Annotated in this window: 21 protein-coding genes and 1 riboswitch; of the genes, 10 read left to right on the forward strand and 11 right to left on the reverse strand. The window is 75.2% G+C overall.

All coding sequences use genetic code 11. The features are described from left to right. The first annotated feature begins 107 nt into the window (after positions 1-107). The gene (locus ABZ261_RS23110) at positions 108-740 is read left to right on the forward strand and encodes a sulfite oxidase-like oxidoreductase (protein ID WP_356862063.1); all 633 of its coding nucleotides are present in this window, start codon (positions 108-110) and stop codon (positions 738-740) included. Between the two features lie 17 nt (positions 741-757). Here the strand turns inward: ABZ261_RS23110 and ABZ261_RS23115 are convergent, their stop codons facing one another. The 6 genes from ABZ261_RS23115 to thiO all read right to left on the reverse strand — a co-directional run bounded on the left by ABZ261_RS23115 (position 758) and on the right by thiO (position 6,542). Then, positions 758-1,255 (reverse strand): DUF4396 domain-containing protein, encoded by a 498-nt coding sequence (locus ABZ261_RS23115; RefSeq protein ID WP_356862065.1) that lies wholly within the window; start codon positions 1,253-1,255, stop codon positions 758-760. A gap of 110 nt (positions 1,256-1,365) precedes the next feature. Continuing rightward, positions 1,366-2,247, reverse strand: a complete 882-nt coding sequence (locus ABZ261_RS23120) for a deoxyribonuclease IV (protein ID WP_356862066.1) — start codon at positions 2,245-2,247, stop codon at positions 1,366-1,368. 57 nt (positions 2,248-2,304) lie between these two features. Next, entirely contained in the window at positions 2,305-4,230 is a 1,926-nt protein-coding gene (gene pknB, locus ABZ261_RS23125; protein WP_356862068.1) for a Stk1 family PASTA domain-containing Ser/Thr kinase, read from the reverse strand. A gap of 129 nt (positions 4,231-4,359) precedes the next feature. Next, positions 4,360-5,154: a thiazole synthase gene (locus tag ABZ261_RS23130; protein WP_356862070.1), complete on the reverse strand. Its 795-nt coding sequence runs from the start codon at positions 5,152-5,154 to the stop codon at positions 4,360-4,362. Between the two features lie 3 nt (positions 5,155-5,157). Next, on the reverse strand, positions 5,158-5,376 hold the full coding sequence (gene thiS / locus ABZ261_RS23135; RefSeq protein ID WP_356862072.1) for a sulfur carrier protein ThiS: 219 nt from the start codon (positions 5,374-5,376) through the stop codon (positions 5,158-5,160). After that, positions 5,373-6,542 carry a glycine oxidase ThiO gene (gene thiO / locus ABZ261_RS23140; RefSeq protein WP_356862074.1) on the reverse strand — a complete coding sequence of 390 codons (1,170 nt, stop codon included), beginning with the start codon at positions 6,540-6,542 and terminating at the stop codon, positions 5,373-5,375. Before thiO ends, thiS begins: the two co-directional genes overlap by 4 nt. Then, positions 6,540-6,651, reverse strand: a riboswitch (TPP riboswitch). Its footprint overlaps the gene before it by 3 nt. 50 nt (positions 6,652-6,701) lie before the next feature. Between thiO and ABZ261_RS23145 the strand changes: the two genes are divergently transcribed. The 6 genes from ABZ261_RS23145 to ABZ261_RS23170 all read left to right on the forward strand — a co-directional run bounded on the left by ABZ261_RS23145 (position 6,702) and on the right by ABZ261_RS23170 (position 11,638). Beyond that, the gene (locus tag ABZ261_RS23145) at positions 6,702-7,052 is read left to right on the forward strand and encodes a hypothetical protein (protein ID WP_356862076.1); all 351 of its coding nucleotides are present in this window, start codon (positions 6,702-6,704) and stop codon (positions 7,050-7,052) included. 32 nt (positions 7,053-7,084) lie between these two features. Continuing rightward, complete coding sequence (locus tag ABZ261_RS23150; protein WP_356862078.1) at positions 7,085-8,317, forward strand: FAD-dependent oxidoreductase; 1,233 nt, start codon at positions 7,085-7,087, stop codon at positions 8,315-8,317. Positions 8,318-8,451: 134 nt separating this feature from the next. Beyond that, positions 8,452-8,817: an Rv2175c family DNA-binding protein gene (locus tag ABZ261_RS23155; protein ID WP_356862080.1), complete on the forward strand. Its 366-nt coding sequence runs from the start codon at positions 8,452-8,454 to the stop codon at positions 8,815-8,817. A gap of 86 nt (positions 8,818-8,903) precedes the next feature. Continuing rightward, the gene (thiE, locus tag ABZ261_RS23160) at positions 8,904-9,554 is read left to right on the forward strand and encodes a thiamine phosphate synthase (protein ID WP_356862082.1); all 651 of its coding nucleotides are present in this window, start codon (positions 8,904-8,906) and stop codon (positions 9,552-9,554) included. Positions 9,555-9,758: 204 nt separating this feature from the next. Beyond that, a complete protein-coding gene (gene metF / locus ABZ261_RS23165; RefSeq protein ID WP_356862084.1) occupies positions 9,759-10,682 on the forward strand; it encodes a methylenetetrahydrofolate reductase [NAD(P)H] in 924 nt (307 codons plus the stop codon). A 56-nt stretch (positions 10,683-10,738) separates the two neighbouring features. Further along, positions 10,739-11,638, forward strand: a complete 900-nt coding sequence (locus ABZ261_RS23170; RefSeq protein ID WP_356862086.1) for a hypothetical protein — start codon at positions 10,739-10,741, stop codon at positions 11,636-11,638. Between the two features lie 103 nt (positions 11,639-11,741). On the opposite strand, the gene ABZ261_RS23175 is transcribed toward ABZ261_RS23170, so the two are convergent. The 5 genes from ABZ261_RS23175 to ABZ261_RS23195 all read right to left on the reverse strand — a co-directional run bounded on the left by ABZ261_RS23175 (position 11,742) and on the right by ABZ261_RS23195 (position 17,959). Beyond that, positions 11,742-13,247, reverse strand: coding sequence for an NAD(P)/FAD-dependent oxidoreductase (locus ABZ261_RS23175; RefSeq protein ID WP_356862088.1), 1,506 nt, complete (start codon positions 13,245-13,247; stop codon positions 11,742-11,744). A 62-nt stretch (positions 13,248-13,309) separates the two neighbouring features. Next, positions 13,310-13,912 carry a DUF4126 domain-containing protein gene (locus ABZ261_RS23180; protein ID WP_356862090.1) on the reverse strand — a complete coding sequence of 201 codons (603 nt, stop codon included), beginning with the start codon at positions 13,910-13,912 and terminating at the stop codon, positions 13,310-13,312. Between the two features lie 390 nt (positions 13,913-14,302). Further along, positions 14,303-14,929 (reverse strand): TetR/AcrR family transcriptional regulator, encoded by a 627-nt coding sequence (locus ABZ261_RS23185; protein ID WP_356862092.1) that lies wholly within the window; start codon positions 14,927-14,929, stop codon positions 14,303-14,305. 47 nt (positions 14,930-14,976) lie between these two features. After that, a complete protein-coding gene (locus ABZ261_RS23190; protein ID WP_356862094.1) occupies positions 14,977-17,067 on the reverse strand; it encodes a YhgE/Pip domain-containing protein in 2,091 nt (696 codons plus the stop codon). Then, positions 17,039-17,959, reverse strand: coding sequence for an ATP-binding cassette domain-containing protein (locus ABZ261_RS23195; RefSeq protein ID WP_356862096.1), 921 nt, complete (start codon positions 17,957-17,959; stop codon positions 17,039-17,041). The genes ABZ261_RS23190 and ABZ261_RS23195 overlap by 29 nt, the downstream gene beginning before the upstream one ends. 158 nt (positions 17,960-18,117) lie before the next feature. Between ABZ261_RS23195 and ABZ261_RS23200 the strand changes: the two genes are divergently transcribed. The 3 genes from ABZ261_RS23200 to ABZ261_RS23210 all read left to right on the forward strand — a co-directional run bounded on the left by ABZ261_RS23200 (position 18,118) and on the right by ABZ261_RS23210 (position 21,041). Then, positions 18,118-18,684: an SAV_6107 family HEPN domain-containing protein gene (locus ABZ261_RS23200; protein ID WP_356862098.1), complete on the forward strand. Its 567-nt coding sequence runs from the start codon at positions 18,118-18,120 to the stop codon at positions 18,682-18,684. Positions 18,685-19,557: 873 nt separating this feature from the next. After that, on the forward strand, positions 19,558-20,385 hold the full coding sequence (locus tag ABZ261_RS23205) for a methyltransferase (RefSeq protein WP_356862100.1): 828 nt from the start codon (positions 19,558-19,560) through the stop codon (positions 20,383-20,385). Between the two features lie 278 nt (positions 20,386-20,663). Beyond that, positions 20,664-21,041 (forward strand): DUF3040 domain-containing protein, encoded by a 378-nt coding sequence (locus tag ABZ261_RS23210; protein WP_356862102.1) that lies wholly within the window; start codon positions 20,664-20,666, stop codon positions 21,039-21,041. Positions 21,042-21,297 lie beyond the last annotated feature (256 nt).

Below are 21,297 nucleotides of genomic sequence, written 5' to 3' on the forward strand. Positions count from 1 at the left end.
GATCGTCCGTTATGCGCGTACCGGGGCAGTACGTGAGGTTGATGGTAGTTGTCCGCCCGGGGTGTGGGTGGTCAAGGGCACTGCCCGAGGTCTGTCAGGATGGATACATGGGTCATCCGGTGGAGCGAGAGTCTGGAGCAGCGGCAGGGTCCGATCTTCCGCCGGGTCAGCGGCTCCAGCGCGGCTGGCCGGTCACGCACTACGGGCCGGTGCCGAAGTTCCGGCCGGAGCGGTGGGAGTTCCGGGTCTTCGGCGCCACCGCCGACGGCGGCAAGCGCACCTGGAACCACGAGGAGTTCACGGCCCTGCCGTACACCACCGTGGTGGCCGACCTGCACTGCGTGACCAAGTTCAGCATGGTCGGCGCGGAGTGGGGCGGCATCCCGGCCCGCACCGTCCTGGAGCTCGCCCCGCCCGCGCCGGACGTCACCCATGTGATGGTCTGGGCGGAGTACGGCTTCAGCTCCAACATGCGCCTCGCGGACTTCGCCTCCGACCGCACGATCTTCGCCACCCACAAGGACGGCGAGCTGCTCACCGCCGAGCACGGTTTCCCGGTCCGCCTGATCGTGCCGCACCTGTACGCCTGGAAGGGCCCGAAGTGGGTGCGGGGCGTGGAGTACATGACCGCCGACCGCCGCGGCTTCTGGGAGGAGCGCGGCTACCACAACATCGGCGACCCCTGGAAGGAGCAGCGGTACTCCTACCAGGAGGAGCCCGGGGACGGCCCCGAGCTCTGAGTCCCGCCCCGTGCGCCTCAGTGGTACCGGTGCACCACCGCGTGCCCCCTGCCCCGTCCGATCGTCCACTTGTTGACCGGGGCGGTCACCAGGAAGGCGATCACGAGGGAGGCCGCGAGCGAGGTCCAGAACAGCGCGTCGCCCGGCATGGCCTGCCGGGCCGAGGGCCAGACCAGGATCACGCCGTTGTCGATCAGCTCCATGACCGCGATGGACAGGGTGTCCGCGGCCAGCGCCACCCGGAAGGCCGTGCGGAAGCCGACGCCGGCCCGCAGGACCCCGCGCAGGGTGAGCGAGTAGCCGAAGAAGAAGGCCAGGGCGATCGCCAGCGCCATGGTCGGCGGATCGCCCCAGCCGAGCGCCGTGCCGACGACCATGCCGAGCACCTCGCCGATGGCGCAGCCGGTGAGGCAGTGCAGGGTGGCCCGGGCGGCCAGGGGCCAGGTGGCGGGGGGCGCGCCGTGGTGGGCGTGCGCTGCGCGGCCCGCGTGTGCCGCCGGTGTGTCGTGCTGCATGACGACCCCCATGTCGGGTGATGGCTCGTGCACCGACCAGGAACAGCATACCCCCTAGGGGTATTCCGCGGCCCGGTGTCGGCCGTCGCGGGATCCCACCGCGTCCGGTGTCAGCCGTCGCGCAGCGCCTTCAGCCGCTTCACGTCCGCCGCGTGCCCCTCCTTGCCGCCGGGCGTCTCGATGATCAACGGCACCCCCTCGGTCGCGGGATGGGTCATGAGCGCGCGGAACGGGTCCTCGCCTATGTGACCGGCGCCGATGTTCGCGTGCCGGTCCTTGCGCGCGCCGGCCACGTCCTGGGAGTCGTTGGCGTGGATCAGCTTCAGCCGGCCCTCGCCGACGGTCTCCACCAGCGCGTCCAGCGTCCGGTGCATGCCGTCCGGGCCGGTCAGGTCGTGCCCGGCGGCGAAGACGTGGCAGGTGTCCAGGCACACCCCCAGCCTGGGATGGGCGTCCAGCGCCTCGAAGTACGGCCCGAAGTCCCAGGTGCGCGAGCACAGCGAGGCGCCCTGCCCGGCGGTCGACTCCAGCAGCAGGAAGGGGTCGTCGTCGTGGGTCAGCTCGTCCAGCAGCGGCAGCAGGTGCTCGCGCACCTGCTTCAGCGCCACGTCCCGCGCCCGCCCGCCGGTCGCGCTCCCGGTGTGCACCACCACGCCCCGCGCGCCGATCTGCCGCCCCCGCCGCAGGGAGTGCCGCAGCGACTCCACCGACCGCTCCACGGTCGCCTCGGTGTGCGAGCCGAAGTTGATCAGGTAGGGGGCGTGGACGTACGCCGGGACCGACTCCTCGGCGCACGCCGCGCGGAACGCCTCGTCCTGCCGCGGGTTCCCGGCGGGCGTGGCCCAGCCGCGCGGATTGGCGACGAAGACCTGCACGGCCTCGGCTTCCAGCGCCCGGGCGTACGACAGGCCGACGGAGTGCAGGCCGCCGGCCACCGGCACATGGCCGCCGACGGGGTTGCGGGGGAGGAGGGGCGACGCGACGGAACTCACCCGTTCAGGGTGTCATGCCCGCCCGCGCGCCCGCAGCGCGGTCCCCGGGGACCCCGGTCACCGGATCGTGATCGTGATCGTCGCCCCCTTGGGCGCCCGGTCGCCGCCCCGCACCGACTGCTCGCTCACCGTGTCGCCGAACAGCCCGAGCAGCCCGCGGTCCTCGTCCACCTCGAAGCCGGCGTCCTCCAGCCGCCGGTGCGCGTCGTCCACGCTGTCCCCGACCACGTCCGGGACCTCGATCATCTCCGGGCCCTTGGACAGCGTCAGCGTCACCGTGTCGCCCTCGGCGGCCCGGCTGCCCGGCCGCGGGCTCTGCGCGGCGACGTCGCCCCTGTCGTGGTCGGAGGTGATCCGCCCGGCGGCGATCCGCACCTTCAGCCCGGCGTCCGCCAGTTCCTGGCGCGCGCTCTCCGGGTCGTCGCCGCCGACGTCCGGCACGTCGACCGGACGGCCCTTGCTGACGGTCAGCGCGATCGCCGACCCGGCGTGCCGCTCGGTGCCCGCCCGCGGTGTCGTGCCGATCACCGAGCCCCTGGGGACGTCGTCGCTGAAGTCGCGCTCGACCATGCCCGGCTCCAGGCCCTTCGCCTTCAGCCGCGCCCGCGCCTCGGCCAGCGGCCGGCCGGCCACGTCCGGGACCTCGACCGTCTTCGGGCCCAGCGACAGCGTCAGCGTCACCGAGTCGTGCTCCCGGATCCGGGCGCCGGGCGCCGGGTCGCTGCTGATGACCGTGCCGCGCTCCACGGTGTCGTGGTAGGCGCGCTCGACCTTCCCCACGTCGAGCCCGGCGTCCTTCAGCCGCTCCCTCGCCTGCGCCTCGCTCTTGGCCAGCAGCGGCGGCACCGTGGTGAACTGGCCGGAGTTGATGTACCAGATCCCGGTGCCCGCGCCGAACACCACCAGGACGGCGGCGATCACCGCCAGCACCGCGCGCCGGGGCCGCGCCGGGCGTCCCCGCGGCGGCACGGGCGGGCTCGTGAAGCGGGCGGTGCGGTCGATGCCGTCCGCGGGGGCGTCCCCGCCGGCGGGCAGGGGCCGGGGCACGGTCGGCGAACGCGGGATCACGCGCGTGCGGTCCTCGGCGCCGTCGTGCTCCACGGCCAGGGCCTGCGGCGGCAGTGCGTCCAGCTGCTCGTCGGTCAGCCCCCGGCGGGCCTCGCGCACGTGCAGGAGCAGCGCGACCGCGTCCTGCGGCCGCGCGCCGGGTGCGCGGGCGGTGGCGGACGCGACCAGTTCGTCCAGCTGGTACGGCAGCCCCGGCACCGCCGCCGAGGGCGGCGGCACGTCCTCGTGGAGGTGCTTGTACAGCACCTGGGCCGGGGAGTCCCCGGAGTGCGGCTTCCCGCCCGTCAGCATCTCGTAGAGCACGACGCCGCACGCGTACACGTCGACGCGCGGGTCGGCGGTGCCCTGCTCGATCTGCTCGGGCGCCAGGTAGGAGACGGTCCCGAGGACGGCGCCGGTCGTGCTGGTCGCCGCGTCCACGGACCGCACCAGCCCGAAGTCGGCGACCTTGACCCGGCCGTCGTCCCCGATCAGCACGTTCTCCGGCTTCATGTCGCGGTGCACGAACCCGGCCCGGTGCGCGGCGCCGAGCGCGGCGAGCACCGGCTCCAAGATGTCCAGGGCGGCCCGCGGCTGCACGGCCCCGCGCTCGCGCAGCACGTCCCGCAGGGTGCAGCCGGCGATGTACTCCATCGCCAGGTACACGTACGACCCGTCGGCACCCTGGTCGAACACCTGCACGACGTTGGGGTGGTCGAGCCGGGCGACGGACTTCGCCTCCCGGATGAAGCGCTCGACGAAGGACCCGTCGGCCGCGAGCGCCGGGTGCATCACCTTCAGCGCGAGGACGCGGTCCAGACGGGTGTCCAGGGCCCGGTAGACCGTGGCCATCCCACCGGCCGCGATCCTCGCGTCGACGCGGTAGCGGCCGTCGAGCACCTGCCCGACGAGGGGGTCCTGAAGGGTCGTATCCACGCCAGGAGTCTACGAGGGGCGGCCGGCGGGACCGCCCCGTCCGCCCGCGTCGGGGCGGGACTGCAGCCGACCTGTGACGCACCCACGACCCGCGTGCGCCCGGCGGCGAGGACGCCGCCGCACGCGTGTTCAGAACGCGGGGCGCTCCGGATCGAGCACGGCCATGCCCTCCGCCGGAGACGACGCCTGCGCGAGGTACCGCCGGGGGATCCGCCCCGCCAGCCGGGCCAGCCGGCCCCCCTCCACGGCATGCCTCATGGCGGCGGCCATCCGCTCCGGGTCCTGCGCCCGCGTCACCGCGGACGCGAGCATCACCCCGGCGCAGCCCAGCTCCATCGCCAGCGCCGCGTCGGACGCCGTGCCGGCCCCCGCGTCCAGGATCACCGGCACGCGCGCCTGCTCCACGATCAGCTGGAAGTTGTGCGGGTTGCGGATGCCGAGCCCGGAGCCGATCGGGGAGCCGAGCGGCATCACCGCGGCGCAGCCCACGTCCTCCAGCCTCCGCGCGAGGACGGGGTCGTCGTTCGTGTACGGCAGCACCGTGAACCCGTCGTCGACCAGCGTCTCCGCGGCCTCCAGCAGCTCCACCGGGTCCGGCAGCAGCGTCCGCTCGTCCGCGACGACCTCCAGCTTCACCAGGTCGGTGCCCAGCGCCTCCCGGGCCAGCCGGGCGGTGAGCACCGCCTCCCCGGCGGTGAAGCAGCCCGCCGTGTTCGGCAGCACCCGGATGCCGAGCCGGTCCAGCACCGACAGCACCGAGCCGCGCACGGAGGGGTCCACCCGGCGCATCGCGACCGTGGTCAGTTCCGTGCCCGAGGCGACCAGCGCCCGCTCCAGCACGTCCAGGCTGGGCGCCCCGCCCGTGCCCATGATCAGCCGGGAGGAGAAGGTCAGTCCTCCGAGGACCAGGGGATCGTCGGCCACGGCTCAGCCTCCCTGCACGGCGGTGAGGACTTCGACCCGGTCGCCCTCGGCGAGGGCGGTCGCCGCCCACTGCGCGCGCGGGACGACGGTCTCGTTGACGGCGGCGGCCACCCCGCGCGGCGCCGCGGTGAGCGTCCGCACGAGAGCGTCCAGCGCGGTGCCCGCGGCGACCCGGCGGGGTTCGCCGTTGACGGAGACGGTGACGGTGACGGTAGTGCTCATGCCGGCTGCTCCAGTCGTCGTCCGTGCGCCGCGCCGAACCGCAGCGGTGTGAACGGGCGTGCCTCGTCGGGCAGTTCCCCGGTGGCCAGGGCGTGCGCCAGCGCGTCGCCGGTGACCGGCGTGAGCAGCACCCCGTTGCGGTGGTGCCCGGTGGCCAGCAGCAGCCCGTCCAGGCCGGACGGGCCGAGCAGCGGCGCGTTGTCGGGAGAGCAGGGGCGCAGCCCGGCCCGGGTCTCGGTGAGCGGCAGCTCGGTGATGCCGGGGACCAGTTCGTGGGCGTCGCGCAGCAGCTCGTACACGCCCCCGGCCGTGACCGTGGTGTCCCAGCCGAGCTCCTCGCTGGTGGCCCCGACGACCAGCTCGCCGTCCTCCCGGGGCACCAGGTAGACGTGGCCGCCGCGCACCACGGCCCGCACGGTGCGGCTCAGGAAGGGCGCGTACCGGCGCGGCACGGTCAGCCGCAGCACCTGCCCCTTCACCGGCCGCACCGGCGGCAGCAGTGTGTCCGGCACGCCCGCGAGGCGGCCGCTCAGGCTGCCGGCCGCGAGCACGACCTGGTCCGCGCGCAGTGCGGCGCCGCCGGTCGTGGTGACCCCGGCGGCCCGGTCCCGGACGACGTCCAGCCGCTCGGCCCAGGTCCGGTGGAACACCACACCGGCCCGCTCGCACGCGGCCAGCAGGGCCGCCGCCAGCCGCCGCGGGTCGACCTGGTGGTCCCCGTCCACGCGCAGCCCGCCGCGCACCCCGGGCGCCAGCATCGGCTCCAGCCGCCGGCACTCCCGCCCGGACAGCCACTGCGAGGCGAGCCCGCAGCGCTGCTGCAGGGCGTGCAGGTCGCGCAGGTGGGCGCGGTCGTCGGCGTCGAGCGCGACGGCGAGCGTGCCGCAGCGGCGGTAGCCGAGGCCGTGCCCGGTCAGCTCGGTCAGCTCGGCCGTGAACTCCGGGTAGCGGCGCGCCGATTCCAGGTTCAGCGCGAGCAGCGTCTCCTCGCCGTAGTGCAGCTCGGTGACCGCGGCCAGCATCCCGGCCGCGACCTGCGCGGCCCCGCCGCCCGGCTCGGGGTCGACCACGGCGGTGGCGAGCCCGCGCTGCGCGGCCCGCCAGGCCGTGACCAGGCCGATGATCCCGCCCCCGATGACGAGGACGTCGGACGTACGTGACGACATGGGCGTCCAGCCCCTCCCTTCGCCGGCATGACCCGGATCAGGTTCGTACGGTCGGAGGCCGCCAGCCTCCCTCTCAGCCCGGTGCGTCCGGGCTCCCGCGAGTGCTTGTACGGTGGCCACCCTAGCCCGCCCCGCCCCTCACCCGTAAGGGAGCCCCGCATGGCCCGGTCGCTCGACGGACTCGTCCTCGCCCCGGTGGCGGACCAGGCTCCGGGCCAGGTGGGCGCCCGCACCCGCTTCGCGTACCACGAGGAGGACGGCCGGATCTGGGCCGAGTACGCGGGCGGCGACGTGGTACGCGGCCATCTGGTCGGCACGCGCGCCGGCGACCGGCTGGACTTCCGGTACGTGCAGCTCGGGACCGACGGCACGACCGCCTCGGGGCACTGCCGGTCCACGGTCGTGGAGCTGCCGGACGGACGGGTGCGGCTGGAGGAGAGCTGGGAGTGGGAGTCCCGGCCGGGCTCCGGCACGAGCGTGGTCGAAGAGGTCGCCGAGCACGCCCCCTGACTGACGGACCGTCAATTGTCTAAGGTGATCGGGTGAGCGAGCAGACAGCGCAGCAGGGCAGGTCAGGAGGACGGCGCGTGGTCGTCGTCGGCGCGGGCATGGCCGGGGTGCAGACCGCGGTCGCCCTGCGCGAACAGGGCTTCCGGGACGCGGTCACCGTCATCGGCGCCGAACCGCACCAGCCGTACGACCGGCCGCCCCTGTCGAAGGCCGTCCTGCTCGGCAAGGCCGAGGGCTCCGCCTTCGACGTGGACTTCGAGGCCCTCGGCGTGGAGCTGCGGCTCGGCTGCGAGGTCCACGGGGTGCGCCCCGCCGAGCACGAGCTGGACACCGGGACCGGCCCGGTGCCCTACGACGTCCTGGTCCTCGCCACCGGCGCCGAACCGGTCACGCTGCCCGGCACCGAGGGCGTGCCCGGGGTGCACCTGCTGCGCACCCTGGACGACGCCGAACGGCTGCGGCCCGTGCTCGCCCGCCAGCAGGACATCGTGGTCGTCGGCGCCGGCTGGATCGGCGCCGAGTTCGCCACGGCCGCCCGCGAGGCCGGCTGCGCGGTGACCGTCGTGGAGGCCGCCGGCCGGCCGCTCGCCGGCGCCCTGCCCGCCGAGGTCGCCGCGCCCATGGCCGCCTGGTACGCCGACGCCGGCGCGGAACTGCGCACCCACGCGCGCGTGGAGCGCGTCGAGCCCGGCGCGGTGCTGCTCGCCGACGGCACCCGGCTGCCCGCGGGCGCCGTCGTGGTGGGCATCGGCGCCCGTCCCGCAACCGCCTGGCTGGCCGGCTCCGGCATCGAACTGGGCGCGCACGGCGAGGTCCTCGCCGACGACCGGCTGCGCGCCTCGCTGCCGGACGTGTACGCCGTCGGCGACTGCGCCTCCTTCCCGTCGGCCCGCTACGGCGAACGGCTGCTCGTCCACCACTGGGACAACGCCCTGCAGGGCCCGCGCACGGTCGCCGCGGACATCCTCGGCGAGACCCCCGCCGTCTACGACCCGGTGCCGTACTTCTGGTCCGAGCAGTTCGGCCGGTTCGTGCAGTACGCCGGCCACCACGGCGCGGCCGACCGCCTGGTGTGGCGGGGCGACCCGGCGGGCCCGTCCTGGACGGTGTGCTGGCTGCGCGAGGACCGGCTCGTGGCCCTGCTGGCCGTCGGCCGGCCCCGGGACCTGGCGCAGGGCCGGAAGCTGATCGAGGCCGGCCGGCGGATGGACGCGCGGGCGCTGGCCGACCCGGCCCGGCCGCTGAAGGACGCCACGGCCGGCTGACCGGCGCCCCCTGCGATCCGCGCCCGGGACGCGCGGGCGCCCCCGAGCAGCCACGACGGACCCGGCGGCGCGCACCACACACTCCCGCCACTTCCCGTCGCGGCCGGACCGGCGGAGCGCCTAGGCTGGTTTCCGTGACCGAGATTGACGCAAAGATCGATGCTCTCGTCCCCGCCTGGCTCACCCTGCCCGACATCGCCGAGATGCTCGGCGTCGAGGTGACGCGTGTCCGGCAGCTGGTCAAGGAGGGCCAGCTCATCGCCGTACGCCGAGGTGAGAACAAGGCGCTGCACGTCCCCGCCGCCTTCATCGACGGGGACAAGGTCGTCAAGGGCCTGACCGGGACCCTGACGCTGCTGCGGGACGACGGCTTCACGGTCGAAGAGATGATCGAGTGGCTCTTCACCCCCGACCCGACCCTGCCCGGCACCCCCGCGCAGGCCCTGAGCGAGAATCGCGGCACGGAGGTGAAGCGCCGCGCCCAGGCGCTCGCCGTCTGAGCCGACCCGCATCAGGGGGTGGCGTGCGGGCCCGCGCCCGTACGCCACCCGCACCACCAGGCACCCGACCTCGGGGGGATCCACGCATGTCCGACACCGCCCGCGCCGCCCTCGCCGACGCCCGCCTGTACCTGTGCACGGACGCCCGCACGCGCCAGGGCGACCTGCCCGAGTTCCTGGACGCGGTGCTGTCCGGCGGCGTCGACATCGTGCAGCTGCGCGACAAGGGCATGGAGGCCGCCGAGGAACTGGAGCATCTGCGGGTGTTCGCCGACGCCTGCGCCCGGCACGGCAAGCTCCTCGCGGTCAACGACCGGGCGGACGTCGCCCACGCCGCCGGCTCCGACGTGCTGCACCTCGGGCAGGGGGACCTGCCGGTCCCGGCCGCCCGCGCCGTCCTCGGCCCGGACGTCCTGATCGGCCGCTCCACGCACGCGGAGGCGGAGGCCGAGGCCGCCGCCGTCCAGGAGGGCGTGGACTACTTCTGCACCGGCCCCTGCTGGCCCACCCCGACCAAGCCCGGCCGGCACGCCCCCGGCCTCGGCCTGGTCCGCCACACGGCGGCCCTCGGCACCGGCCGGCCCTGGTTCGCCATCGGCGGCATCGACCTCGCCAACCTGGACCAGGTGCTGGACGCGGGGGCCCGCCGGGTCGTCGTGGTCCGGGCGATCACCGAGGCCGACGACCCGGGCGCCGCGGCCGCCGAGTTCGCGAAGCGGCTGCGCGAGGCCGGCTGAGGCCGGCCGGCCCGCGGGGACCCGGCCGGGCCCGCTGCCGCCGTGCCGTCCACCGCCGTGCCGTCCACCGCTGTGCCGTCCACCGCCGTGCCGTCACGGCCTGTCACCGCCCGGCTGTCCACGTACTGGACAGGAGCCCGGCAATCCCGGTCAATTCGCCTCCGTCCGGTTGGGGGTCCGGCCGCCCCTGGCTAACCTGCGGGTATGGCCCTCGGAACCGCATCCACCAGGACTGATCGCGCACGCACCGTGCGCGACATCCTCGCCACCGGCAAGCGGACGTACTCGTTCGAGTTCTCGGCGCCGAAGACCCCCCAGGGCGAGCGGAACCTGTGGAGCGCGCTCCGGCGGGTCGAGGCGGTCGCCCCCGACTTCGTCTCCGTGACCTACGGCGCGGGCGGCTCCACCCGCGCGGGCACGGTCAAGGAGACCCAGCAGATCGTCGCCGACACCACGCTCACCCCGGTCGCCCACCTCACCGCCGTCGACCACTCCGTCGCCGAACTGCGCAACATCATCGGCCAGTACGCGGACGCCGGCATCCGCAACATGCTCGCCGTGCGCGGCGACCCGCCCGGCGACCCCATGGGCGAGTGGGTCCCGCACCCCCAGGGCCTGACGTACGCGGCCGAACTCGTCCGGCTCATCAAGGAGTCCGGCGACTTCTGCGTCGGCGTCGCCGCCTTCCCGGAGATGCACCCGCGGTCGGCGGACTGGGACACCGACGTCGCCCACTTCGTCGACAAGTGCCGGGCCGGCGCCGACTACGCCATCACACAGATGTTCTTCCAGCCCGAGTCGTACCTGCGGCTGCGGGACCGGGTCGCGGCCGCGGGCTGCGACACCCCGGTCATCCCGGAGGTCCTGCCGGTCACCAGTGTCAGAATGCTGGAACGGTTGCCCACGCTGAGTAACGCCCGCGTCCCGGACGCCCTCAAAGACCGGATCCTCGCGTCGAAGGACGATCCGGCGGCGGTACGCTCGATCGGCATCGAGTTCGCCACGGAGTTCTGCGCACGGCTGCTGGCCGAAGGAGTGCCCGGACTGCACTTCATCACGCTCAACAACTCCACGGCGACCCTGGAAATCTACGAGAACCTGGGCCTGCACCACCCCCCGCAGGCCTAGACCGGCCGCCTCGCGATACGACACACTGCGTAGCGGCCACTGGGAGAGGGGCGTACATGGGCTGGACGGTCCTCTACATCGCGTTCGGCGTCGTCGCGCTGTGGTTGCTGGGCGAGGTGCTGCTGCAGTACAAGGCGCGGCTGCGCTGGCGGCTCCTGGCCTTCGCCGGCTTCCTCGGCGTCGTGCTCGGGGTGCTGATCCCGTCCGTCGTCGTCATCGGGATCGGCGCGATCGCCTTCGCGGTCGGCCAGACCTACGTCACGCTGTCGTTCCGCCGCGGTTTCGCGGCCGGCTGGGCGGTCAAGCGCCCCGCGGCCCCCGAGACCGGCGGCGGCAGCAAGCGCCGCCGCGGCAGGGCGGACCGGCACGAGACGCGGACCTCGGCGCCGGAGTTGGCCGGGGCCGCCGGCCTCCCGGAGGCCGCCCCCACCGCCTACGGCGAGGGCCGGGCGTTCGGCGGCTACGACGACTACGACCGGGACGACGTCTTCACCCCGGCCCCCTCCCGCGCGCCCGGGACCGCCGGCCTCCACGAACCGCAGCTCCTCCCCGAGGACACCGGCGCCTACGGCGTCCACGGCGGCGCCGCCTACCCGGACACCGCCCCGTCCCAGCCCGCCGACCAGCAGGGCTACGCCTACGACTACTCCGGTTACGCCCAGCAGGACTACGGCTACGACGCCGGCCCGCAGGGCTACGCCAACTACTCCGACCCGTACATCGGCGCCCAGCCCTACGGCTCCTACGACCAGGGCTACGGCCAGCAGCAGGGCTACCCGCAGGACCCGTACGCCGGCGGCGGCTACGGCGAGACCCCGGCCGGCGGGGTGTGGGTGCCGCAGCAGCGCACCGACGAGACCTACGGCGGCGAACTCCCGCAGGAGCAGCCGTACCCAGACCAGACGGGTGGACAACCCCACCCCGGCCCCGGACACGACGAGCAGTACCGCTACTGACACCCGCCCGCGCCCGGCCCTGACCCCGGTCCACCGGGCCGGGGCGGGCGCGGTCCGCTCACCGGGAGTCCGCTCACCGGGAGTCCGCTCACCGGCGGTGCGCTCACCGGGAGCCGCGGAAGTCCGGGCCCTCCACGATCAGTCCCGCCACCAGCGCACCCGACATGCCCGCGTGGGCCAGGCCGCCGCCGGGGTGGGACCAGCCGCCGACGGCGTACAGGCCCGGCACCGCCGTGGAGTTGGCCGGATGCAGGACGCCCTCCGGCGCGGCCAGCGCGGGCGGCGGCACCGCCCCGCCCGCGGCGCCCGTCTCCCGCTCCGTGTCCAGCGGCGTGCGGACCTCGCGCCACAGCACCCGCTCGCGCAGGCCGGGCACGGCCCGTTCGGCGGCGGCCACCATCCGGTCCGCGAAGTCGTCGGCGGCCCCCGCCGCGGCCCAGTCGTACTCCGCCGCCGACGGCACCGTCGACGTCAGCACCACGCTCTCGTGGTCCCCGTCGGGGCGCAGCGACGGGTCGTCCGGCCGGTCCACGACGGTCGTCGGCAGGGCGGGCAGCACCCCGTGCCGGAACAGGTCCAGATCGCCCTCGCCGTCGGCCGCGTGCACCACCGTGCGGTGCACCGCGCCCGCCTCCCGCGCGCCGCGCAGCGCCAGGCACACCACGACCCGGCCCGGGCGGCGGTCCTCGGGGTCCGGTTGGAACGCCTCCGGGCCGTACACCCGCCGGCCCGTCAGGGCGGGCAGCCGCGCGGGCCCGCCGCCGACCACGATGTCCGCCTCGGCCACCGTCCTGTCGGCCAGCTCCACCCCGGCCGCCCGGCCGTCCTCGTCCAGGATCCGGGTGACCTCGGCGCCGAACACGAACTCGACCCGCCGCTTCCGGCACCGCTCGTACACCGCGCGCGCCAGCTCCCGGACACCGCCGCGCACGTACCAGGTGCCGAACGCGTGCTCCATGTACGGCAGCACGGCCGCGCTCGCGGGGGCCGTCCCCGGGTCCACGCCGTAGGCGAGCGCGTACCACTCCAGCAGCGACGCCAGCCGCCGGTCGCGCAGCTCCCAGGAGCCGATCTCGTGCAGCTTCACGGCCCGCCGTGTGCGCAGCAGCCGCCGGTGGGCGACGCCCGGATACGGCTCCTTCTCCGTCAGCACGCCCCAGTCGGGCCACAGCGGCTCCTCCAGCAGCGGCCGGCGGGTGCGGTCCCACGCCTCCCGGGCCCGCACCAGGAAGTCGCCCCACCGCTCGCCCGCCCCCGCGCCCAGCGCCTCGTCGAGGGCCGCGACCACGCCCGCGCGGGAGGCGTTCGGCAGGGACACCGCGGTGCCGTCCGGGAAGACGTGCCGCGACGAGGGGTCGACCTGGACCAGCTCGACGCAGTCCTCCAAAGGCTCCTTGCCGGTCTTGACGAACAGGTCGCGGTACACGGCGGGCAGCGTCAGCAGTCCCGGTCCCGTGTCGAAACGGAACCCGTCCCGCTCGAAGCGGCGCACCGCACCGCCGTACGTCTCCGTCCGCTCGTACACCGTCACCCGGTGGCCCGCGACGGCCAGCCGGGCGGCGGCCGCCATCGCGCCCATCCCGGCGCCGATCACCGCAATCCGTGCCATGCCCGCGACTGTATCGACCGCCGCCTGCGGGTCCGCCGCCGGGCCGCCGGGCGCAGCGGCGTTCAGGGGGCCCGGGAGGCCGGCCGCCGCTCCTCGCGCCGCTGCGCCCGGCGGCGCAGGAACCGCCGGATGCGCGAGACGAGGAACAGCAGGAGCAGCAGCCCGCCGGCCAGCAGGACGGCCGCGACGACGGCCGCCGCCTCCGGGTGGAACATCGCGAACGCGACGACGCCCCCGACGCCGAGGTCCTCGGCGAGACTCAGCACGATGGTGCTGAACGGCTCCGGCGAGGTGTTGACCGCCATCCGCGTCCCGGCCTTGACGGCGTGGCTGGCCAGCGCCGTCGACCCGCCCAGCACACCGGCCGCCACGTCCGGCAGCGAGCCGCTCTGCCCGGCCAGCAGCGCCCCCACCCACGCGCCCGCCAGCGGCCGGACCACCGTGTGCACGAGGTCCCACGCGGAGTCGACGTACGGGATCTTGTCGGCGACGGAGTCGCACAGGAACAGCACGCCCGCCACGATCAGCACCTCGGGGCGCTGCAAGGTCTGCGGGACGTCGTCGCTCACCCCCGTCGCGCCGAACAGGCCGAGCAGCAGCACCACCGCGTAGGCGTTGATGCCACTGGCCCAGCCGCTGGTGAAGACCAGGGGGAGTACCGGCACGGACGCGATGGTAACCCGGCGGGCGGCCCATGGCGCCGGGCATGCGGACGGCCGGCTGAGTACCCGTACTCAGACGCGCAGATGAGTACCCGCGCGGATGGGGCGACCGCCCCCGGAACGGGAGAGTGGAGGCACGGCAGGGGGCGTGGCCCGGCACCGCCGACACGGGGCGGCGGAACGGCGCCCGCCCGCCGGCCGCTCCTTCCGCCGCTTCGCCGGCGGAAGCGAGACACGGGGAACCGGGGGGAGACCGCCACGGGGGTCCGCGGGGGGCCCGCACGGGGGAGTGCGGGAGGGAAGCACGGGGGCACGGGGGAAGGGGAAGGCGCCGGTCCGGTTCGGACCGGCGCCCTCCTCGTGCACGCGGGTCGCGGAGCGGGCCGCCGAGGCTCAGACCCTGCCGCTCACGCGCCCCTGGAGCAGCCGGGACAGGGCCGCGTGGACGTCGTCCAGGGAGCGCTCCGGCTGGAAGGACTTCCAGTCCAGCGCGGCCACCAGCACCATGCCGACCAGCGCCGCCGCCGTCAGCGGCACATCGATCTCCTCGCTGAACTCCCCGGCCGCCACGCCCTCGCGCAGCACCCCCTCGACCACCGCGACGGCCTCCTGCCGCACCACCATCAGGGTGGACTGCCAGGCCCGGTTGGTGCGCCACAGCTCGGCGACGTACAGCTGGGTGAAGGCCGGATAGCGGTCGATGAAGACCAGGCCCGCGCGGATCATCGCGTCCAGCGCGTCCACCTTGCCGCCGCCCGCGGCCGCGGTCCGCTCGGCCGCCTCCTTCAGCGAGGCGGTGAGCAGGCCCACGCCGTGCCTCAGCAGCTCCTCGAAGAGAACGGACTTGCTCGCGAAGTTGTAGTAGACCGTGCCCTTCGCCACTCCGGCCCGCTCGGCGATCTCGTCCACGGTGGTCGCGGAGAAGCCCTGCTCGGCGATGAGGGTGACGGCCGCCTCGTAGAGCTTCTGGCGGGTGGCCTCGCGGCGCGTGCCGCCGGACCTGGCGCTGCTGCTTTCCATGGCCCCGATTCTCACAGCTACGCGCACGTGCGGGCGCCTCGCGGGGATCACAGGCTCAGCTCCGGGTGCAGCCGGGCCGGCGTCCACACCTGGTGGCGCCGGGCCGCGAGGGCGGTCAGCGCGAGGGCGCCCGCCGTGTACGCGGCGAGCACCCCGCAGGCCTGCCATACCGGGTCCAGGCCGCCGCCCGTGATGAGCCGGCGCAGGGCGTCCACGATGTGGCTCATCGGCAGGAACGGGTGGATCGCGTTGAAGAAGCGGGGGCTCGTCTGCACCGGGTAGGTGCCGCCCGCCGAGGTGAGCTGGAGCATCAGCAGCGCCAGCACCAGGATCCGGCCGGCCGCGCCGAAGCGGGCGTTCAGCCACTGCACGATCGCCGCGAAGCAGGCGGTGACCAGGCAGAGGAAGCCGACGGTGCCGGCCGCCCGCAGCATCTGCAGACCGATCGCCCAGTGCAGTACGGCCATCAGGGCGGCCACCTGCAGCACGCCCACGGCGACGACCGGCAGCCAGCCCGCGAACGCGATCCGCCAGGCGGGCGAGCCGGCCGCGAGGGCACGCCGGTTGAGCGGCGGGATCAGCATGTAGGCCACCATCGCGCCGACCCACAGGGACAGCGGGATGAAGTACGGCGCGAACCCGGTGCCGTAGTTGGGCGCCCGGTGCAGGTCGTGGGAGGCCAGCTTGACCGGGTCGGACATCACGCCGGTGCGCCGGTCGCGGTCCTGCTTGTCGTAGTCCGGGATCTTCTTCGCGCCCGAGTGCAGTCCGCCGGCCAGCTTCCCGGAGCCGTCGGACAGCTTGTACAGGCCGCCGTTCAGGGTCTCGGCGCCCGCTTTCGCCGTGCCGACGCCCTTGTCGAGCTCCACCGCGCCGGTGCGGGCGGTGCCCAGTCCCGTGTGCAGCCTCTCGGCGCCGGCGGCGACCTTGTGCGCGCCGCTGTTCAGCTTGTCGATCCTGGTGACGGCGTCCTCGACGTCCTCCGAGAGGTGGGGCGCGCGCTCGGCGAGGGCGTCGGCCTGCTCGCGCAGCGCGGTGAGGTTGTCCCGCATCGTCTTCAGGTCGCCGTCCTGGTCGGCGATGAGCGTGTTGAGGTCGTCGGCGACGGCGGCGACCTCGGCGGCGGCCTTCTTCGCCCGCTTCAGCTCCGGGCAGGCCGGATCCGGGGCCGGGGCGGTCGCACTCTCGCAGCGCGCCGCGTAGACCTCCGCCAGGACGGCGGCGGAGGCGTGGGCCGTCCTGGCGGCGCCCGGCGCGTGCCGCACCAGGACGTCGAGGTTGTCCTCGACCGCCCTGGCCGAGTCGGACACCAGCCGGGCCGTGTCGCCGATGGTCTTCTCGTTGCGGCTCAGGAACGGTCCAACCTTCGCGTGGACCCCGTCGACCTTGTCCGCGAGCCGCTGGGTGCCCTCGGCGACCTGCCGCGATCCGTCCTCGAGGTCACCGGCGCCCGTGTCCAGCTTCTTCAGCCCCCTGGCGAGCCTGCCGCTGCCGCCCTTGGCCTCCTTCAGCCCGTCGGCGAGCTCCTCGGAGCCCTTCTGCGCCTTGCCGATGCCGGTGTTCAGCCGGTCGGCGCCCCGCGCGGCGGTGACGGTCTCGTCGTGGATGTCGGAGAAGGAGACGAAGATCTTGTCCAGGAAGGAGCGGGACGCCTTGCTGGACGCGGCCGCGCGCACCTCGTTGAAGACGGTCCGGGAGATCTGGCCGACGATGTAGTTGTTCGCGTCGTTGGTGCGCACCCGGAGGGCGCCGGTCTCCGGGGAGTCGCCGGAACTGGAGGCGATCCGGCGGCTGAAGTCGGCCGGCATGGTCAGCGACAGGTAGTAGGTGCCGTCCTCGACGCCCCTGCGGGCCTCCTCGTCGCTCACCTCGTGCCACGCGAAGGTCCGGCTGTCGCGCAGCCCGCCGGCGATGTCGTCGCCGGCGGTGATCCTCCTCCCGTCCGCCGTGGCGCCCTCGTCGTCGTTCACCAGCGCCACCGGTATGCGGTCCAGACGCCCGTACGGGTCCCAGAAGGACCACAGGTACAGCGCGCCGTACAGCAGGGGCAGCACGAGCAGCGCGACCAGGGCGGCGCGCGGCAGCCTCCCGCGTCCGAAACGCCTCAGCTCAAGCGCGGCCAGCCTCGGTGAGCGCATCCTCGGCCTCCTCCTTCGCGTCGCTGCCCTCGGCGCCGGCCTCGGGGGCGGACCGCCGGCCGGTGTCGGTGGAACTCCCGGAATCCGCGGCGGTGGTGCTCGCGGGGGTGGTGCTCGCGGGGGTGGTGCTCGCGGGGGTGGTGCTCGCGGCGGCGGCACCCGCGGGGGTGGGGCTCGCGGGGGTGGCGCTCGTCCCGGTGGACACGGCCACGCAGTCCGCGGGTGCGGTGCGGCTCACGGCCACGACCGTCGTCCCGGCGCGGGTGAGGGACCGCAGCAGGTCCCACATCTCGGCGCGCTCGGCGTCCGAGAGCTTCATGTCGACGTCGTCCACGCCGAGCAGCCGGGGCCGGCCGATCAGGGCCAGGGCGACGGACAGCCGCAGCTCCTCCAGCCGTTCCAGGTCGCGGACCGGCGTCCGCGCGCCCTTGGGCAGGCTCTCCAGGTCGAGTCCGGCGGCGGCCAGGGCCGCGTCCACGCGCAGGCGCGCCTCGTGCGCGCGGTGGGGGCGGGGGTTCAGCAGCTCGCGCAGGGACTCGCCGAAGCGCCGCTGCAGCAGGGCCCGCTCCCGCAGATGTTCCCCGACGGTCAGGGCGGGCTCGAGGTCGGTCACGCCGGGCACGTTGGCCACCGCGCTGACCCGGCGCAGGGCCGCCATGTGCCGGGGGAGTTTGAACCCGCCGACGGCGGCCACTCCTTCGGTGGGCTTCATCCGTCCCGTGAGCGCGAGCAGCAGACACGTGCGGCCGGAGCCGGACGGTCCCTCGATCGCGATCAGCGAGCCGGGCCCGGCGTCGAGGGTGACGCCGCGGAAGGCCCACCCCCTCGGCCCCTTGAGCCCGAGGCCCTCGGCCCTGACGTCCGCGCCGGCCGTGCCGCCCGTGCCGTCCACAAGCCCCCCTGCCGCTATTGAACTGACTGGTCAGTGCAAAAATACGCCCGAACCCCTGCGCGAGGCAAAAGGGCAGGTCAGAACGGATTGTCAGTGGCATACCTCACGATGGGCACATACGGCATACGTGCCGTCACCCAGACGACAGGAGGTTCGTCATGGCCAACCCGTCCGCAGCCGCCGCCCGTCGGCGCCGCGCCTCCGGCCCTGCCCCCTCACTGACCGGCCCGGCGAGCGACGTGCACCCCGTGCTCCGCCGGGCCACGGCCCCGCCCGCCGCCCTCGACCTGCTCGCGCAGGCCCGCGCCGGACTGGAGGAGGCCACCGTCCTGGACACTCCCAACGAGCGCTATGCCACCGCCCACCTCGCCGCCCTGCGCACCGCCGCGGCCGTGCTGGCCGCCCGGGGCCGGCCCGAGACCTCCCCGCGCCGCCGGGCCCGGATCCGCAGCGCCTGGGAGGTCCTCCCCGAGATCGCCCCCGAGCTGAGCGAGTGGAGCGCGCTGTTCGCCTCGGGCGCCGCCCGCCGGGCCCGCGCCGAGGCGGGCATCCGGGGGGCCGCCGGCCGGCGGGACGCCGACGACCTGATACGGGACGTGGCGATGTTCCTCCGCATCGTGGAGCGGATGCTGGTCCTCCAGCCGGTCCTGCCCCAGCCCCGCCAGGACACCGACGCCGACCGGGGCGCCCCGGGGAAGGGAGGCGGCCTCCCGGACACGGGCTGACCGGCGGCGCCCGCACGACCGGTCGCCGCCCCGCGGCACCCGGCCCACCGTCCGGGCTCGGGCCCCGCCGGGACGCCCACCGGATCCGGCGGACGGCTCGCGGCCGGCGCGGGCGGCGCCCCTGCGAGCGCCAGCGGCTCACCGGTCACCGGAGGTTCGCCGGTTTCCGGCAGCGGCCCACCGACCGCCTGCATAGGCCGAAGGCGACGGCCCAGCTGTCAAAGGGCCCACCGTCGCCGCTGGCGGCCCGCCGGTGCCGCGGACGGGCTGTCGGCCGGGCGTCAAGTGGTCCCGTCCGCCCGCGTACCGCGTACCGCATGCCGCGTGCCGCGGGCGGACTTGCCGGGACATCCCCGGCGCACGGTGGTCGCCGGTGCCGGGTGGTCACCGGTGGCCCGTTGGTCGCCGGCGGCCCGGCGGTCATCGGCGTCCGGTGCCGGGTGGTCATGGGCGCCCACCGGGTTGCTGGCGTCCGGTGGTCACCGTGCCGGGCAGTGCCGGGCGGCCCGGAAGTCAAGGGCGTCCGTCGGGCGATCGGTGCCGGGCGGTCACGGGTGACGGGCGGTCCCCGGCGCCCCGGCGGTCACCTGCACCCGCTGGTTCGTCGGCGTCCGGCGGGGTACCGGCGTCCGGCGGTCGCCGGTGCCGGGTGGTCACCGGCGGCCCAGCGGTCCCCGGTGCCGGGTGGTGACCCGCACCCGGCGGTCATCGGCGTCCGGTGGTCGCGAGGGGGCCGGGCCGGTGGGCCCGGGCGGGACCCGGCCGGGCGAGGCGTCCGGCAGGGGCGCGTCACCGCTGTGACCAGGCGCGGCGGCGGAAGGCAATAGGGTGGAGGTCGCCTGAAGCGTTCCGCCCTGCCGAGGAGTCACTGCCGTGTCGGACCCGATGCGCCCGCCCGTCTCCCCCCACCCTTCCCGCACGACGCCGCCGCGCTCCGACCCTCCTCGCCCCCGTGCCTCCCTCCGCACCGCCGTGGTCTGGGAGGTCCTGCAGGACGCCCTCGACCGCCGGGTCAAGGCCACGGGCAGGGACGCGCTGGACGTCCTCGACACCGGGGGCGGCAGCGGCCACTTCGCCGTGCCGCTCGCCCGGCTGGGCCACCGCGTGACCGTGGTCGACCCCAGCCCCAACGCCCTGTTCGCGCTGGAGCGCCGCGCCGCCGAGGCCGGTGTCGCCGACCGGGTCACCGGTGTGCAGGGCGACGCCCACGGCCTGTTCGACGTGGTGGAGCGCGGGCGGTACGACGCCGTCCTGTGCCACGGCGTCCTGGAGTACGTGGACGACCCGGCCGAGGGCATCCGGAACGCGGTCGCCGCGCTGCGCCCCGAAGGCGTCCTCAGCCTGCTCGCCGCCGGCCTCGGCGGAGCCGTGCTCGCCCGTGCCCTCGCCGGTCACTTCACCGAGGCCCGGCAGGCGCTCCAGGACCCCGAGGGCCGCTGGGGCACCGGCGACCCGATGCCCCGCCGCTTCACCGCCGAGCAGCTCACCGCGCTCGTCGAGGGCGCCGGCCTGCGGGTCGGCGCGGTGCACGGGGTGCGGGTCTTCGCCGACCTGGTGCCCGGCGTCCTGGTGGACACCGAGCCCGGTGCGCTCGACGCGCTGCTGCGCCTGGAGGCCGCCGCGGCCGAGCTCCCCGCCTTCCATTCCGTCGCCACGCAGCTCCATGTGCTCGGCGAGACCGCCGGTGCGGCAGGGGCCTGAGGACCCCGCGCGGACCGGCCGCTGATCAGCGTCCCGGCGCTGGATGGAGTACGCCACAAGCCCCTCCGATCGCACGGTCCGCGCCGTATGATCGGGGTACACCGCCCGGCATGACGGGTCGGCCGCCGGGGAATGCAAGCCTCAGCGAGCCGGGACGCCCATGACGGACTCCGGTTGGCCAATTGGCGCAGAGGGGCGGGTTTCACGGGGGCGATTCCCTGCCTATCCTGAAGGGACCCCCCGGGTCGCCCCGGCGACCGCACGATGAGGAGGACTCCGTGCCGCTCTCGGAGCACGAGCAGCGCATGCTCGAGCAGATGGAGCGAGCGCTGTACGCCGAAGATCCCAAGTTCGCGTCAGCGCTTGAGGGAAACGGGCTGCGGACGTACACCCGGCGGCGGGTCTACCAGGCGGTCGCGGGCTTCCTCGTGGGTATCGCGCTCCTCATGGCCGGAATGGTCGCGCAGCTGATCTGGGTCAGCGTGGTGGGCTTCCTCGTCATGCTGGGCTGCGCCGTGCTCGCCGTCACCGGCTGGCGCAAGGCGCCCAAACCGGGCGAGCAGCCCCCCGGCGTCCGCCAGGTGCGGCCCAAGCGCTCCATGATGGACCGGATCGAGCAGCGCTGGCAGCGCCGCAGGGACGAACAGGGCCGCTGACCCGTCGGCGGACCCGAAGACAGAGCTCAGGAGGGGCGGCCACCACCCGGTGGCCGCCCCTCACGCATGCGCTCGGCCCGCCCCTCGGGTCCGGCCGCGCTCCCCGGTCCGGCTGCGCCCCTCGGGTCCGGCTGCGCTCCCCGGTCCGGCTGCGCCCCTCGGGTCCGGCTGCGCCCCTCGGGTCCGGCTGCGCCCCTCGGGTCCGGCTGCGCCCCTCGGGTCCGGCTGCGCCCCTCGGGTCCGGCTGCGCCCCTCG

This window comes from Streptomyces sp. NPDC006193 (genome assembly GCF_040613915.1).
Taxonomy (GTDB): Bacteria; Actinomycetota; Actinomycetes; order Streptomycetales; family Streptomycetaceae; genus Streptomyces.

Coding starts and splice junctions, on each gene's coding strand:
- thiO (WP_356862074.1), bottom strand. CDS start 6,542: ATGTCGTCACGTACGTCCGACGTCCTCGTCATCGGGGGCGGGATCATC.
- thiE (WP_356862082.1), top strand. CDS start 8,904: ATGTCCGACACCGCCCGCGCCGCCCTCGCCGACGCCCGCCTGTACCTG.
- ABZ261_RS23190 (WP_356862094.1), bottom strand. CDS start 17,067: ATGCGCTCACCGAGGCTGGCCGCGCTTGAGCTGAGGCGTTTCGGACGC.
- ABZ261_RS23185 (WP_356862092.1), bottom strand. CDS start 14,929: ATGGAAAGCAGCAGCGCCAGGTCCGGCGGCACGCGCCGCGAGGCCACC.
- ABZ261_RS23110 (WP_356862063.1), top strand. CDS start 108: ATGGGTCATCCGGTGGAGCGAGAGTCTGGAGCAGCGGCAGGGTCCGAT.
- ABZ261_RS23145 (WP_356862076.1), top strand. CDS start 6,702: ATGGCCCGGTCGCTCGACGGACTCGTCCTCGCCCCGGTGGCGGACCAG.
- ABZ261_RS23175 (WP_356862088.1), bottom strand. CDS start 13,247: ATGGCACGGATTGCGGTGATCGGCGCCGGGATGGGCGCGATGGCGGCC.
- ABZ261_RS23200 (WP_356862098.1), top strand. CDS start 18,118: ATGGCCAACCCGTCCGCAGCCGCCGCCCGTCGGCGCCGCGCCTCCGGC.
- ABZ261_RS23170 (WP_356862086.1), top strand. CDS start 10,739: ATGGGCTGGACGGTCCTCTACATCGCGTTCGGCGTCGTCGCGCTGTGG.
- thiS (WP_356862072.1), bottom strand. CDS start 5,376: ATGAGCACTACCGTCACCGTCACCGTCTCCGTCAACGGCGAACCCCGC.
- ABZ261_RS23115 (WP_356862065.1), bottom strand. CDS start 1,255: ATGCAGCACGACACACCGGCGGCACACGCGGGCCGCGCAGCGCACGCC.
- metF (WP_356862084.1), top strand. CDS start 9,759: ATGGCCCTCGGAACCGCATCCACCAGGACTGATCGCGCACGCACCGTG.